Below are 14236 nucleotides of genomic sequence, written 5' to 3'. Positions count from 1 at the left end.
GTCAAGTGTGGGAGCTGGCTGGCTCCCGATAGCGTCAGCCCGGACGCCGCCTATTTGGGCCCAAGTATCTTCGCCAACTTGTCCGGCGACGGGGCGCCTTGCTGTTGTTGCAGGCCGCCTTTGTCATCCAGGTAGAAAATCGCCGGCGTTGCCGATAACTCCAGCTCTTCCATCAGCTTCATGTTGGCGTCGAGCTTGGCCTCGATAGTGGCCGGGATTTTGTCCAGCGCCTGCAACTTGCTGGCCTTGCCGGCAGCCTCGTGTTCCTCCAAGGCTTTTTGCGGATCCTTGGCGGCGAACAGGGCCGCGGATTTTCCGGGGCTGTCCTCGCGAATAATCCCGACCATGATGTGGCGCAACTGCACCTTGCCGGCGTTTACCCACGGGCGTGCCTGCTCCCAGAACATGTTGCAGTACGGGCAGTTGGGGTCGCTGAACAGGTAAACGGTGCGCGGCGCGTTTTTGTCGCCATCCTGGATCCAACTGCTTTTTTCCATCTTGGCCCAGACTTCCTTGGCCATCGGCGCGTACACCAGTTTTTCCAGGGGCGCGCTGCTCAGGTCATTGCCCTGTGCGTCGTACAGGTTGCCGGCGAGCACGCTGTTGCCGTCGGCGGTCAGGTACAGGGCCATCCCGCGGTTCTGGTATTGCGCGGCGTAGCCGGTCAGGCCGCTGGGGGCGTCGAACGTGCCGAGGATCTTTGCGCCCTTGGCTTCGATCTGTTTGATCGGGGCCGGCCAGTCTTCGGCCTGGGCCAGGGTGGCCGCGAGCGTCAGCGGCAGCAGGGTCAGCAGGTGGCGGAGGCTTGACATGTCGGTTTCCTTTGCGGTGCAGTGTCGAAGGGTTCCATGGCGCGGGCCAGGCTGGCTTGGGACAACTCGCCCAGGTGGCTGTTGATCAGGCGCCCATCGGCTTGGTAGAACAAGGTGGTCGGCAAGGCCATGGAGCCCACGGCCTGGCCGAGACGGCCGCTGGCATCGAATAGCACGTTATCGAGGGTCAGGCCCTGGGTGGCCAGGAAGGTGCTGACGCTTTGCATGCTTTCGGCCTGGTTGACGAACAGGAACGTCACGTCGGGACGTTGGTGTTGCGCGCGTTCCAGCACCGGCATTTCGCGACGGCACGGCGGGCACCAGGTGGCCCACAGGTTGATCACCAGCGGGCCGCCCTTGTAATCGGCAAGTTGCACCTCCTGGCCATCGGCAGTGCGCAGGGTGATCGAGGGCAGTTGCGAACCCTTGTCGTAGAGGTTCAGCGACAGGCTGGTGATGCCCCAGAACAACAGCCCGGTGATGACGCCGGCGCTCAGCGGCTTGCGCAGGGCCGGGCGGCGCCAGCCGTAGGCGAGGGCGGCAAGCACCAGCGCGATGATGCCGGGCCAGGCGAGAAAACCGCCGTCGCGCAGGTCAACCATCTGCAGCCAGTCGCTGCGATAGTCACTCCAGTACATCAGCACGAAGCTCACCCGCGCCGCGAGCATGCCCAGCAGAAACAGGCTGAACAGCACCGACTCGGGGTTCTCACCGCCACGCTTGGCCACACGCCAGCCCACCAGGGTGGCGAGAATCAGCGCGCTGATCAGCAGGATGTGATTCAGCGCGATGGCGAAGGTGCCGATGGTCAGGGTCAGCATCAGCGGGCGTCCCGGGTCTGAGTCCAGCGTTGCAGGAAGGCGTCGGCGTCGACTTCACCGGTGATGCGCCGGGCGCGGCGCTCTTCACCGTCGGGGCCGATCCACACGAAGCTTGGCGGCCCCGGCACCTTGTAGCGGCCGAGCAGTTCGCGGCTGGCGGCGTTGTCGGCGGTGACGTCCAGGCGCAGCAGGCGCACGTCCTTGAGGGCCTGCATCACCTCGGCGTTGCCGAACACCTGTTTTTCCATGATCTTGCACGACACGCACCAGTCGGCGTAGTAGTCCACCAGCACCCACTGGCCCTGGGCCCTGGCGCTGTCGAGCTGATTTTGCAGGGCGACCGGGTCGTTGATCGTGGTGAAGGCGTCGTGTGCCTCGGCGGTAGCGGCGCGCGAGCCGCTGTAGACGCTCAACGGTTGCCACAGGTCGTCGCTGCCACCGGCTGCACCCACCACCAGTACCGCACCCCACAGGCCCAGCACCACGGAGCCGGCGCCAAATACCTTGGCGGCCAGGCCGTATTCACGGGCCAGGCCCCAGCCGCAGTAGGCCATCACCAGCGCCAGTGCGCCCCACAGGCCAAGCCACAGGCTGTCGCCGACCACCGGGCGAATCATCAGCACGGCCGTGCCCAGAAACAGGAAACCGAAGATGCCCTTGAGCACGTTCATCCAGGTGCCCGGCTTGGGCAGGAAGCGGTTGCCCACGGTCACCAGCAGCAACAGCGGCACACCGATGCCGATGCCCATGGCGAACAGGATCAGACCGCCATGCAGCGCATTGCCGCTCTGGGCGATATAGAGCAGCGCGCCGGCCAGTGGCGCAGTCATGCACGGGCCCACCAGCAGCCCGGACAAGGCGCCGAGGATGCCGGCGCCCACCAGGCTGCCACCGCTTTGCTGGCGGCTGGCGTTGTCCAGGCGGTCACGCAGGAAGGTCGGCAATTGCAGTTCAAAGAAGCCGAACATCGGCAGGGCGAGGATCACAAACAGGGCGGCGAAACTGCCGAGGATCCACGGGGTTTGCAACAACGCAGCGAGGTTGGCGCCGGCGAGTGCGGCCAGCACGCCCAGCGCGGCATACACCAGCGCCATGCACACCACGTAGCTGCCGGCCAGGGCCAGGCCACGACGTGGGCTGGCGCCACTGCCCACCACCAGCCCGGCAAGAATCGGCAGCATCGGCAATGAACACGGGGCAAACGCCAGCAACAGGCCCAGGCCGAAGAACGCCAGCACACTCCAGCCCAGGCTGCGCTCTTGCAGGCCGCTGGCCAGGCTCTGGTCCTGAGCCTGGGCGGTGGCGGCTACGGCCGGGTTGCCGCCCAGGTCGACGGTGATCGATTGCGGCGGGTAGCACAGGCCCGCATCGGCGCAGCCCTGCCAGCCGAGCTTGAGCTGGCCGGTGGCACCGGCGGGGATCTTCACTTCCAGGCCCTGGCGATACACCTCCTGCTCGCCGAAGAACTCGTCGCTATGGGCCTCGCCCTTGGGCAGCGTCGGCTTTTCGGCGAGGCCTTCGAACTTCATGCGTTGCTGGTACAGGTAATAACCGTCGGCAATCTGCCAATACAGCTGGGTCTCGCCACTTTCCAGGCGCTCGGAAGTAAAGGTGAACGCCTTGCCCACCGGGAGGAAATCGGGTTTGGTGTCGAAAGGGTTGCCAGGCGAGGCCTGGGCCAATCCCGCAAGCATTACCAGCAAAAAGGTAAACAGATGCCGCATGGTCAAGCCTTAATCCCGTACAAGTTGAGGCACACAATGTGTGGCGTTGATTAACCGATGATTAACCGGGCGCTATTCTAGAGTGTACGGATCAGCGGGTGTTGCCAACATTGGCGGCATAATGCGCGCTTAATCCCTGCATTCTCTAATCACGCCATCTTTCATGAAGGGTTCAGCATGCACGTACTGGTCTGTGAAGACGATGAACTGATCGCCAGCGGCATCGTGGCCGGTCTCACCGCCCAGGGCTTCACCGTGGAGCGCGTGGCGAGCGCCGGCGCGGCGCGGGCGATGCTCAAGGCAGCAGCGTTCGACATCATGGTGCTCGACCTTGGCCTGCCCGACGAAGACGGTCTCAAGCTGCTGCAGCAACAGCGCAGCCAGGGCCTGGAAATCCCGGTGCTGATCCTCACCGCACGGGATTCGGTGACCAACCGTGTCGACGGCCTGCAAGCGGGTGCCGACGACTACCTGCTCAAACCTTTCGACCTGCGTGAACTCGCCGCCCGCCTGCAAACCCTGCTGCGCCGGGTGGCGGGGCGCAGCGTCAACCTGATCGAACATGGCCGCCTGGCCTACGACCCCAGCAGCCGCGAGACTTTCCTTGGCGGCCAGCCGGTGGACCTGTCGCGCCGCGAGCAGGCATTGTTGCAGGCCCTGCTGCACAACAAGGGCCGGGTGCTTTCCAGCGAACAGCTCAAGGACAGCGTCTACGGTTTCAGCGACGAGCTGGAAAGCAACGCGCTCAATGTGCATATCCATCACCTGCGGCGCAAATTGGGCAATGGCATCGTCGAGACGGTGCGTGGCCTTGGCTATCGTTTGGGCGCTGCCGATGAAGGTCGCCCTGATGAGGGAGAGAAGGTTTCGTGAAAAGCCTGCGCCTGCGCCTGACGTTCAAGCTGGGCGCTGCTTTTGTGTTGATCTGGGCGCTGGCGGCGACCTGGATGCTCAACGACCTGCGTAACCAGATGATGTTTTCCCTCGACCAGCGTCTGGTCGCATCGGCGCGCATGGTGGCGGGGCTGACCGAGCAGATGCCGGGCCTGGCCAGTGTCAGTGGCGGCGCGCGTTTCAGCGCCGAACACCTGCATGTGCCCGGTGGCATGGCCTGTCAGGTCAGCTCCTTGCGCGGGGAAGTCCTCGCGCGCAGCCACACCACCCCGGATGAGGGCCTGGAGTCGCACCAGAGCGGCTTTCGTGACCAGCTGATCGACGGCGTGGCCTGGCGCAGTTTTACCCTCAGCCGTGGCGACCTGTTGATCACCACCGCCGACCGCCATGCGGAGCGCGAAGCGTTGAACACGTCGATCCTGCTGGCGGCCTCGGTGCCGGTGGGTGCGGCGATGCTGGGGTGTCTGTGCCTGTTATGGCTGGGCATCGGCCAGAGCCTGCTGCCGCTCAATCGTATGCGTGATGCCTTGATGCGGCGCAGTGCCGACTCCCTCGAGCCGTTGCAGATTCACCCGTTGCCCAGCGAACTCAAACCGCTGCTCGACACGCAGAACCAACTGTTGCAGCGTATTGCCAAGACCATCGAGCGTGAGCGCCGCCTCACCGGCGACGCCGCCCACGAGCTGCGCAGCCCGCTGACGGCGATCAAGACCCACCTGCAAGTGGCCCGCATGACCGATGGTGCGGCCCGCGACCAGTCGCTGGCCCATGCCGAGGCAGGCGCCGACCGCCTGCACCGCACCCTCGAGCAATTGCTGCTGCTGGCGCGGGTGGAGGGCAGCCTGTCGTTCGACGATGGCGTGCAGTCCAGCGCCGAAGAGGTCGCCAGGCTGGCGATCCAGGATGCGAATGCCGGTGACAACAGGCGTATCGACCTGATCCTGCCGGACAACCTCTCGGCCGCCCCGGTGGAAATGCCGGTGGGCCTGGCGGTCGCCGCGCTGCGCAACCTGCTCGACAATGCCCTGCGCCATACTCCGGCGGATACCCGCGTGGAACTCAGTGTGCTGACCGCCGACGACTGCGTGATCTTTCGCGTGCGTGACCATGGCAAGCAGATATCCAGCGAAGACCTGCAGTACCTGACCCAGCGCTTCTGGCGCAACGGCAACAGCGAAGGCTGTGGCCTGGGCCTGGCAATCGTGCAGGCGATCGTGCAGCGCTGTTCCTGCTCACTGAAATTCGACAGCCAGCCGGATGGTTTGCGTGTCGAACTGGGCATGCCGCTGCGGCGTTGATTGTTTTTTCAGGTGCCAGATAGTTACCGCCATCCTGGGGTTCAAGCCTTCAGGATGGCGGTAATTTTTTTGCGCTTGAACGGGCTGAACGATTCGGCCTGTATTGAAAAGGATGGTTCTTATGTTGGTCATTGACAGCAGTTTCCCCGCCACGGGTTTCAATCAGCGCAACGGCGAGCAGGTGCAGCAGGTAATCCTGCACTACACCGCCGCGCCGTTTGCCTCCTCGTTGCGCACCCTGACCCAGGATGGGGTGAGCGCCCACTACCTGTTGCCCGACCCGAACGAATCCGGCTATCGCTGCGCCGGGTATGACGAGTTGCGCGTGTTTCGCCTGGTAGAGGAAGACCAACGGGCGTGGCATGCCGGGGTGAGCCATTGGGGTGGGCGGGACAACCTCAACAGTCGTTCGATTGGTGTGGAGATCGTCAACCTGGCGCGGGATGACAAGGGGGTGTTCACGTTTCCTGCGTATGCGCCGGAGCAAGTGCAGGCATTGATTGCGCTGGTGCGCGATGTGCTTGGGCGGTACCCACAGATGGGGCCGACCGACATTCTTGGGCATTCGGATGTGGCGTATTGGCGCAAGAGTGATCCAGGGCCGCAGTTGCCGTGGCGGTGTTTGTTCGAGGCGGGGGTGGGTGCCTGGTTTGATGAGGCGACCCGCAGAATGTATCTGCGGCGTTTCAACCTCGGGTTGCCGCCGGAGGTGGAGTTGGAGCGGGCGTTTCAGCGGTATGGCTACAAGGCGGCGGCGAATCGTCAGGGGTTTGAGCTTCGGACGCGGGCGTTTCAGATGCATTTTCGGGGGCGGGATTATGGTGGGGTTTTGGATGCTGAGACGTGTGCGATTTTGTATGCCCTGAATGAGAAGTATCGGGGGCTTTGATGGGGGGTATATCCGTTATTCAGGTCACGGCGGCTTAGGGGGCCGCCCTTGCGGCGGTTCACTTCGAAGACAAAATGGGGGAGGGGGCTTGCTCCCGATGGCTGAGTGTCAGTCAGCTTATTGGTCGCTGACCCACTGCCATCGGGAGCAAGCCCCTCCCACATTTGGATCTCCATTGGTCTGATGGATATCACACGGCTTTTGATCTCAGGCGCCCCGTCAACCACGCTGGCCGCACGCAGGCGAGGTGCCGAGTGGTGGGGCAAGAGCGGGATATACACCCAACTAACCGAAAAAGCCCCTAAATCCCCCCACCCTCAAGCGTCTCCAACTCAAGCAACCAAACAGCGTATTGAGGGATTCGAAAGATGTCAGTCGCTACCAGCCGTATCGAAACCACCCCGGCGCACCCCGCCGAAACGCTCTACCAGTTCGACGAAACCCCACTCCTGGCCCGCCAGCGCCAACAGGAATCCAACGCGCGCAGTTACCCCCGGCGCATTCCTCTGGCGCTCAAGCGGGCCAAGGGTATCTACGTGGAAGACGTTGAGGGCCGCAGCTTCATCGATTGCCTGGCCGGCGCCGGCACGCTGGCGTTGGGGCATAACCACCCGGTGGTGATCGAGGCGATCCAGCAGGTGCTGGCCGATGAGTTGCCATTGCACACCCTGGACCTCACCACGCCGGTCAAGGATCAGTTCGTGCAGGACCTGTTCGGGCTGCTGCCGGCCGAGCTGGCGCGGGAAGCGAAAATCCAGTTCTGCGGCCCCACCGGCACTGATGCGGTGGAAGCGGCGTTGAAGCTGGTGCGCACCGCCACCGGGCGCAGCACGGTGCTGTCGTTCCAGGGCGGTTACCACGGCATGAGCCAGGGTGCGCTGAGCCTGATGGGCAGCCTGGGGCCGAAAAAACCCTTGGGTGCGTTGCTCGGCAATGGCGTGCAATTTCTGCCTTATCCCTATGACTACCGTTGCCCGTTCGGCCTGGGTGGCGCGGAGGGTGTGCGGGTCAACCTGCATTACCTGGAGAATTTGCTCAACGATCCCGAAGCCGGGGTGCTGCTGCCGGCGGCGGTGATTGTCGAAGTGGTGCAGGGCGAAGGCGGTGTGATCCCGGCCGATCTCGACTGGCTGCGTGGCTTGCGCCGCATCACCCAGCAGGCAGGGGTCGCGTTGATTGTCGATGAAATCCAGAGCGGTTTTGGCCGCACCGGCAAGATGTTCGCCTTTGAACACGCAGGCATCATCCCGGACGTGGTGGTGCTGTCCAAGGCCATCGGCGGCAGCCTGCCGCTGGCGGTGGTGGTGTATCGCGACTGGCTCGACACCTGGCTGCCGGGCGCCCATGCCGGTACGTTTCGCGGTAATCAGATGGCCATGGCGGCAGGGTCGGCGGTGATGCGCTACCTCAAGGAACACGACCTGCCGGCCCACGCGACGGCGATGGGCGAGCGCCTCGGCGAGCACTTGCGCATCCTGCAGCGCGATTACCCGCACCTGGGCGATATTCGCGGCCGCGGGCTGATGCTGGGGGTGGAGCTGGTCGACCCACTTGGTGCGCCCGATAGCCAGGGCCATCCGCCGGTGCATCGCGAGTTGGCGCCGCTGGTGCAGCGCGAATGCCTCAAGCGTGGGCTGATCCTGGAACTGGGCGGGCGCCATGGCAGCGTGGTGCGCTTTCTGCCGCCGCTGGTGATTACCGCTGCCGAGGTCGACCGCGTTGCCGACCTCTTCGGCCGCGCCCTGGCAGCGGCCGTCGCCGGCCTCTAATTTTTTCCACGGCCGGTACGTTTCTACAGATATCAGCGCTGCGCGTGGTGCGCAGCCAGCCTTTGAGCGATGGAGAACAGCAATGACCTCAGTATTTGACCGCGACGACATCCTGTTTCAGGTAGTGGTCAACCACGAAGAACAGTATTCCATCTGGCCTGACTACAAAGCCGTGCCGGAAGGCTGGCGCACTGTGGGCAAGAGCGGCTTCAAGAAGGAGTGCCTGGCGTACATCGAAGAAACCTGGACCGACATGCGCCCGTTGAGCCTGCGCCAGAAGATGGATGGCGCCGCGTTGGCCTAGGCACCACAGATCAAAATATGGGAGGGGGCTTGCTCCCGATAGCGATGGGTCAGCAATGCATGCAGCGGCTGACACTCAGCCATCGGGAGCAAGCCCCCCCAACCTTTAATTCGTGCTGCCTTGCGACTTGTCTTTTTCCAATCCCGCCGTCACCACCTGCACACTCAAGCGCGGCGTCGCCAGATCCATTCCGGCCTCGTCCAGCTGCCGCTTGAGCGCCAGGTTGAACGCTCGCGACACCTCCCATTGTTTGATCGGCGCGGTCTTGAACCGCGCGCGCAGGATCGCGCTGCCCGACTCGAAACTCTCCACCCCCTGAATCTCCAGCGGCGACCAGATATTGCGCCGTTGCAGCGGGTCGTTGCGCATCTTTTGGCCGACGTCGCGCATCAGCTTGATCGCGTCGTCGATTTCCATGTTGTAGGGGATCGCCACACGGAAGATCGCGTAGCCGAACTCCCGCGAGTAGTTCTTGATGCTTTTGATTTCGCTGAACGGGATGGTGTGCACGATACCGTCGATGTCGCGCAGGCGCACGGTGCGGATGGTCAGGCCCTCGACGGTGCCGAGATGGCCGCCGACGTCCACGTAGTCATCGATGGCCAGGGAGTCTTCGATGATGATGAACAAGCCGGTGATCAGGTCCGCCACCAGCGACTGCGCGCCAAAACCGATGGCCAGGCCGATCACACCGGCACCGGCCAGCAGTGGCGTGACGTTCATGCCCATGTTCGCCAGGGCGACGATGGCAGCGATGATGAAGATGGTCACGAACAGCACGTTGCGGATCAACGGCATCATGGTCTGCGCACGCGCATTGGCCAGGCCCTTGCGCGAGCGGGTCAGGGCGTGATGGATCGCGGTGTCGCTGAGGATCCAGATCAGCCAGGCAAACAGCAGCGTGCCGCCCAGGCCGAACAGCTTGACGCTGATTTCATGGCCGTCGCCTTCGGTAAAGCGAATCAGCGACAGGCCCCATACCCGCAGGCCCAGTTCGATGAACACCAGCCACACCGCGAGGTGGGCCAGGGTGTAGACGAAGTTTTTCAGGCGCTCGGAGTACAGCGCATGGCGCTTGTGCCCGCGCATCGGCTTGAGGGCGTGGCGGCGCACCAGACCGTTGATGACCATGCACAACACCAGCAACACCGTGCACAGCAGCGATTGGCGCAGGGCGGTGCTGGTGTCGCCGGCAGACAGGAACGTGGCGAACAGCGAGATGCCCACCAGCAGCAGTGCCGGGAGATACCAGAACGAGCCGATGATCGACAGGGTGTCGCTGATGGCGCGGCGATTAAGGCGGCGCGACAGCGGCTGGTTGCGGATCAGGTGCGCAATCGGCCGGCGAAAGCGCAGGATAAACACGCCGGTGGACAGCGCGGCCATCACATTCGCCACGGTCGCGGCGGTATGGGCCAGGTGCTGTCCGAGGGCCTGCATCATGCGTGGGTCGCTCAAGGCTTCGCCGAACGCAGCGAAACTGCCGATCAGCCACAACGGGCGGAAGGCCTGGTGGCGCAGGATGTACAGCGCGCGATGGCGATGCGGGCCATCGAGCAGGGAAAAGGCAATCACGCAGATCGCCGAGAAACAGGTGCCCACCACCAACGCATAGGCCAGCACCATCGCCAGGGATTTACCCAGCGACGAGGGCAGCGCGTAGCTCAGGTACACGGTGATCACCAGTGCGATCAGCCACGGGCCGAGCTTGCGCAGGGCGAAGCGCAGCATGTCCCAGGTGCGCGGGTGTTGCGGCAGTTCCTCGGGCAGGCCAAAGCGCTCGCGCAGGCGGTGGCTCAGCCAGATCAGCGCGGCAGCCAACAGGCTCCACAGCGCAAGGATCAAGGCGAAACCAAAGATGATCGGCAGCCATTCAGTGGCCGGCAGCATCAGGGCGCTCAATTCGTCCCTGGCCTGGTCGACTTCACTGGACCAGCGTCCCAGCGGGCTGTCAGCCCCGGAAAACTGTGATTCGAGGCCCGTCAACGTACTGCCGATCAACCCCAGCACGCCTTGCTCGGCCGCCGGCTGGGCCTTTTGCGTGGCGGCACGCAGTTTCTTCAGATCGCTCAGCAGTTGGGTGCGCTGCTGGTCGTTTTCGAGGGTCTTGATCACCTCGTCCAGCGACTGGCCCAGCGGCACTTCTGCCTGGGGTTGGGTCTTGGTGCCGCTGCCCAGCAGGCCGGGCAGGCCCACGGCCTGCGCAGGTGAGAGCGGCAGCAGAGTGAGCAGGGCGATCAACAGGTAGCAGGGCAGGGCAAACAGACGGGAAAGCACGAGGCGGTCAACCTTGAAAACGACGAGTGGCCCGAGTGTACGATTGCACGCGGCATTCGGCCAGTTTGGCGAAAGTCTTGTGCACGACAGTGCAGGTCAGGTGCACACAGAACCTCTGAGGGAGGGGGCAAGCCCCCTTCCACATCAGGGCAGGTCGCGACTGCTGTAGAACGCGCCGAGTACCTTCACCAGATGCGCCAGGTCATGGCTGCCGCACAGCTCGCGGATCGAATGCATGGCGAATGTCGGCAGGCCGATGTCCACGGTGCGCACGCCCAGGTGACTGGCAGTGATCGGGCCGATGGTCGAGCCGCAGCCCATGTCGCTGCGCACCACGAAGCTCTGCACCGGCACTTCCTGGGCCATGCACAGGTGGCGGAAGAAGCCTGCGGTTTCGCTGTTGGTGGCATAGCGCTGGTTGCTGTTGACTTTGATCACCGGGCCGGCATTGAGCTTGGGACCGTGGTTGGCATCGTGCTTTTCCGCATAGTTGGGGTGCACGCCGTGGGCGTTGTCCGCCGACACCAGCAGTGATTTCTGGAGGGTGCGCACGAACGCTTCGCCTTCGGGCAACAGGCGGCGCAGGGTCTGCTCGAGCATCGGGCCATCGGCACCGCAGGCCGAGCAGGAGCCGACTTCTTCGTGGTCGTTGCACACCAGCACGCAGGTTTCGTCGCTGTCGCTGGTGAGCAGGGCCTGCAGGCCGGCGTAGCACGACAGCAGGTTGTCCAGGCGCGCGCCGGCGATGAAGTCGCCGTGCAGGCCAATCACGGCCGCGCTTTGGGTGTCGTAGAAACTCAGCTCGTAGTCAAGCACCACATCGGCGTTCAAGCCGTGTTCGCGGGCCAGTTGATCGGTGAGCACGGCGCGAAAGTCCACACGCTCGTCACCGGCAAACTGCGCAAGGATCGGTGGCAGTTCGGTCTGGGCATTGATCGCCCAGCCCTGGTTGGCTTCCCGGTTCAGGTGAATGGCCAGGTTGGGAATGATGGCAATCGGCAGCTTGAAGTCGATCAATTGGCTCTCGACCTTGCCGTCGCGGCGGAAGGTCACGCGGCCGGCCAGCGACAGGTCGCGGTCGAACCACGGTGCCAACAGTGCGCCGCCGTAGACTTCCACGCCCAACTGCCAGAAACCCTGGCGTTGCAACTCGGGCTGAGGCTTGACGCGCAGGCACGGGCTGTCGGTGTGGGCGCCGACCATGCGGATGCCGTCCTGCAGCGGCGACTGACGGCCGAGCTTGAAGGCGATGATCGAGGAGTCGTTACGGGTGACGTAGTAGCGACCGTTGGCCTCGGTGGCCCAGGTGTCGCGCTCGTCGAGACGCTGGTAGCCGGCCGCTTCCAGACGCTGGGCGAGGGCGGCAGTGGCATGAAAGGGAGTAGGGGAGGCCTTGAGAAAGTCGATCAGGCCTTGATTCAACGCTTCGCGCATAAATAGCTCCAGACAGCAGTGCGCGGAGTTTACCGTCCGATTGTCAGAAGTGCACAGTACAAATGTGGGAGCAAGCCCCCTCCCACATTTTTAATGCATTGGCAGCTTTAGAACGGGGCGGGGCACTCGAAGCGCAGCCGCTCGCCGCTCTGCGGATGCGTAAAGCTCAACATGCTCGCGTGCAGGCACAGGCGCGGCCATGCGGCCAGGGCCTGTTCATGGGCGTACAGGCCATCGCCCAGCAACGGATGGCCAATCGAGAGCATGTGCACGCGCAACTGGTGCGAGCGCCCGGTGATGGGTGTCAGCTCCACGCGGCACCAGTCGCCGCAACGTTCCAGCACCTTCCAGAAGGTCAGCGCGTGCTTGCCGAATTCGTGGTCCACCACGTGGCGCGGCTTGGTCGGCGGGTCATAGCGCAGGGGCAGGTCGATGCTGCCGCTGTCCAGTGCCGGCTGGCCCCAGGCCAGGGCGGTGTAGGCTTTTTCTGTTTCGCGGTCGTGAAACTGGCGAGACAGTTCGCGATGGGAATCCGCGTCCCGCGCCAGCAGGATGATCCCCGAGGTTTCCCAGTCCAGGCGATGCACAATGCGCGCTTCGGGGTAGCCGTTTTCCTGCAGGCGGGTGATCAGGCAGTCTTTGTTGTCGTCGGCCCGACCGGGCACCGAGAGCAGCAGGGTAGGTTTGTTGACCACCAGGACGGCGGCATCCTGATGCAGGATATGGATGTTGGACAGCGGCATTAAACAGCCTCGTAACAAACGCCAACGGCGGCTCGACCACCCGGTTCCCCTACAGGGATCAAGGTGACCGAGCCGCCGCAGCGGCCGCCTGTTCGATCAACGATCAGGCAGGGTGATATTGAGTTCCAGAATCGAGCAACTGCCGTCGTTTTCCAGGGCGACATGCACGTCATCGTTGCCGATATTGACGTACTTGCGGATCACTTCAACCAGTTCCTTCTGCAAGGCCGGCAGGTAATCCGGGGTGCTGCGTTGGCCGCGTTCGTGCGCCACGATGATCTGTAGACGCTCTTTCGCGACCGACGCGGTACTTGGCTTTTTGTTGGCGCGAAAGAAGTCGAGAAATTTCATTGTTCAATTGCCTCCAAAGATACGCTCGAAGAATCCCTTCTTCTTGACGTCGAGGAAGCGATGGTCAACGGTCTTGCCCAACAGGCGGTCAACCGCATCGCTGTAGGCCTGGCCGGCGTCGCTCTGGTCATCGAGAATCACCGGCACGCCCTGGTTGGACGCCTTCAGCACCGCCTGGGACTCCGGGATCACACCCAGCAGCGTCACCGCGAGGATGTCCTTGACGTCTTCCACGCCGAGCATTTCGCCATTGCTGACGCGCTCAGGGTTGTAGCGGGTGAGCAGCAGGTGTTCCTTGATCGGCTCTTCGCCTTTCTCGGCGCGCTGGGACTTGCTGGCCAGCAGGCCGAGCATGCGGTCCGAGTCACGTACCGACGACACTTCCGGGTTGGTGACCACGATGGCTTCATCGGCGAAGTACATCGCCAGGTGAGCACCGGTTTCGATACCGGCCGGGGAGTCGCACACCACGTATTCGAAGGTTTCCTTCAGTTCGGCGAGGACTTTGCCTACGCCTTCCTTGGTCAGCGCGTCCTTGTCACGGGTCTGGCTGGCGGCCAGCACGTACAGGTTCTCAAGACGCTTGTCCTTGATCAGGGCCTGTTGCAGGTTGGCTTCGCCGTTTACCACGTTGACGAAGTCATACACCACGCGGCGCTCGCAACCCATGATCAGGTCGAGGTTACGCAAACCGACGTCGAAGTCGACGATGACTGTCTTGTGGCCGCGCAGTGCGAGGCCGGTACCGATAGCGGCGCTGGTGGTGGTCTTACCCACACCACCCTTGCCGGATGTAACCACGAGAATCTTGGCCAAGGTGTTTCACCCCTAAGGAAAAAGGACTTTTCAGCCCCTGAAAAACATCTCTTGAAACTCGCTGCAGGCGGACAGCCTGTGTAGGAAAAAGACTCGGTTTCCAC

13 protein-coding genes are annotated in these 14236 nt (G+C 63.4%); 5 read left to right on the top strand and 8 right to left on the bottom strand.

Going from position 1 to position 14236, the window contains the following annotated elements; genetic code table 11:
• Nucleotides 1-50 precede the first annotated feature (50 nt).
• The 3 genes from dsbG to dsbD are packed head-to-tail and all read right to left on the bottom strand — an operon-like array spanning nucleotide 51 to nucleotide 3357.
• A complete protein-coding gene (gene dsbG / locus RHM60_RS07865) occupies nucleotides 51-812 on the bottom strand; it encodes a thiol:disulfide interchange protein DsbG (RefSeq protein ID WP_322214141.1) in 762 nt (253 codons plus the stop codon).
• On the bottom strand, nucleotides 788-1633 hold the full coding sequence (locus tag RHM60_RS07860; protein WP_209983397.1) for a TlpA disulfide reductase family protein: 846 nt from the start codon (nucleotides 1631-1633) through the stop codon (nucleotides 788-790). Before RHM60_RS07860 ends, dsbG begins: the two co-directional genes overlap by 25 nt.
• Complete coding sequence (gene dsbD / locus RHM60_RS07855) at nucleotides 1633-3357, bottom strand: protein-disulfide reductase DsbD (protein ID WP_231421601.1); 1725 nt, start codon at nucleotides 3355-3357, stop codon at nucleotides 1633-1635. Before dsbD ends, RHM60_RS07860 begins: the two co-directional genes overlap by 1 nt.
• 177 nt (nucleotides 3358-3534) lie before the next feature.
• On the opposite strand from dsbD, the gene RHM60_RS07850 reads away from it, so the two are divergent.
• The 5 genes from RHM60_RS07850 to RHM60_RS07830 all read left to right on the top strand — a co-directional run bounded on the left by RHM60_RS07850 (nucleotide 3535) and on the right by RHM60_RS07830 (nucleotide 8511).
• Nucleotides 3535-4230 carry a response regulator gene (locus RHM60_RS07850; protein ID WP_209983393.1) on the top strand — a complete coding sequence of 232 codons (696 nt, stop codon included), beginning with the start codon at nucleotides 3535-3537 and terminating at the stop codon, nucleotides 4228-4230.
• A complete protein-coding gene (locus tag RHM60_RS07845; RefSeq protein WP_322214140.1) occupies nucleotides 4227-5549 on the top strand; it encodes an ATP-binding protein in 1323 nt (440 codons plus the stop codon). The genes RHM60_RS07850 and RHM60_RS07845 overlap by 4 nt, the downstream gene beginning before the upstream one ends.
• 121 nt (nucleotides 5550-5670) lie before the next feature.
• On the top strand, nucleotides 5671-6438 hold the full coding sequence (locus RHM60_RS07840; protein ID WP_209983389.1) for an N-acetylmuramoyl-L-alanine amidase: 768 nt from the start codon (nucleotides 5671-5673) through the stop codon (nucleotides 6436-6438).
• 368 nt (nucleotides 6439-6806) lie between these two features.
• Complete coding sequence (locus tag RHM60_RS07835; RefSeq protein WP_209983387.1) at nucleotides 6807-8207, top strand: aspartate aminotransferase family protein; 1401 nt, start codon at nucleotides 6807-6809, stop codon at nucleotides 8205-8207.
• An 82-nt stretch (nucleotides 8208-8289) separates the two neighbouring features.
• Nucleotides 8290-8511 carry an MbtH family protein gene (locus RHM60_RS07830; protein WP_057008136.1) on the top strand — a complete coding sequence of 74 codons (222 nt, stop codon included), beginning with the start codon at nucleotides 8290-8292 and terminating at the stop codon, nucleotides 8509-8511.
• Nucleotides 8512-8616: 105 nt separating this feature from the next.
• Here the strand turns inward: RHM60_RS07830 and RHM60_RS07825 are convergent, their stop codons facing one another.
• The 5 genes from RHM60_RS07825 to minD form a co-directional block, all read right to left on the bottom strand.
• Nucleotides 8617-10788 carry a mechanosensitive ion channel family protein gene (locus RHM60_RS07825; RefSeq protein ID WP_209983385.1) on the bottom strand — a complete coding sequence of 724 codons (2172 nt, stop codon included), beginning with the start codon at nucleotides 10786-10788 and terminating at the stop codon, nucleotides 8617-8619.
• A 144-nt stretch (nucleotides 10789-10932) separates the two neighbouring features.
• Nucleotides 10933-12222, bottom strand: coding sequence for a M18 family aminopeptidase (locus RHM60_RS07820; protein WP_209983383.1), 1290 nt, complete (start codon nucleotides 12220-12222; stop codon nucleotides 10933-10935).
• Between the two features lie 107 nt (nucleotides 12223-12329).
• On the bottom strand, nucleotides 12330-12965 hold the full coding sequence (locus RHM60_RS07815) for an RluA family pseudouridine synthase (protein WP_209983381.1): 636 nt from the start codon (nucleotides 12963-12965) through the stop codon (nucleotides 12330-12332).
• A gap of 96 nt (nucleotides 12966-13061) precedes the next feature.
• Entirely contained in the window at nucleotides 13062-13316 is a 255-nt protein-coding gene (gene minE / locus RHM60_RS07810; RefSeq protein ID WP_003175252.1) for a cell division topological specificity factor MinE, read from the bottom strand.
• A gap of 3 nt (nucleotides 13317-13319) precedes the next feature.
• The gene (gene minD, locus RHM60_RS07805; protein ID WP_057008132.1) at nucleotides 13320-14132 is read right to left on the bottom strand and encodes a septum site-determining protein MinD; all 813 of its coding nucleotides are present in this window, start codon (nucleotides 14130-14132) and stop codon (nucleotides 13320-13322) included.
• Between the last annotated feature and the right edge of the window lie 104 nt (nucleotides 14133-14236).

The organism is Pseudomonas sp. MH9.3, from assembly GCF_034354675.1.
Taxonomy (GTDB): Bacteria; Pseudomonadota; Gammaproteobacteria; order Pseudomonadales; family Pseudomonadaceae; genus Aquipseudomonas.
Note: the sequence above shows the minus strand (reverse complement) of the source record. Positions and strands in the feature narration are given on the sequence as shown.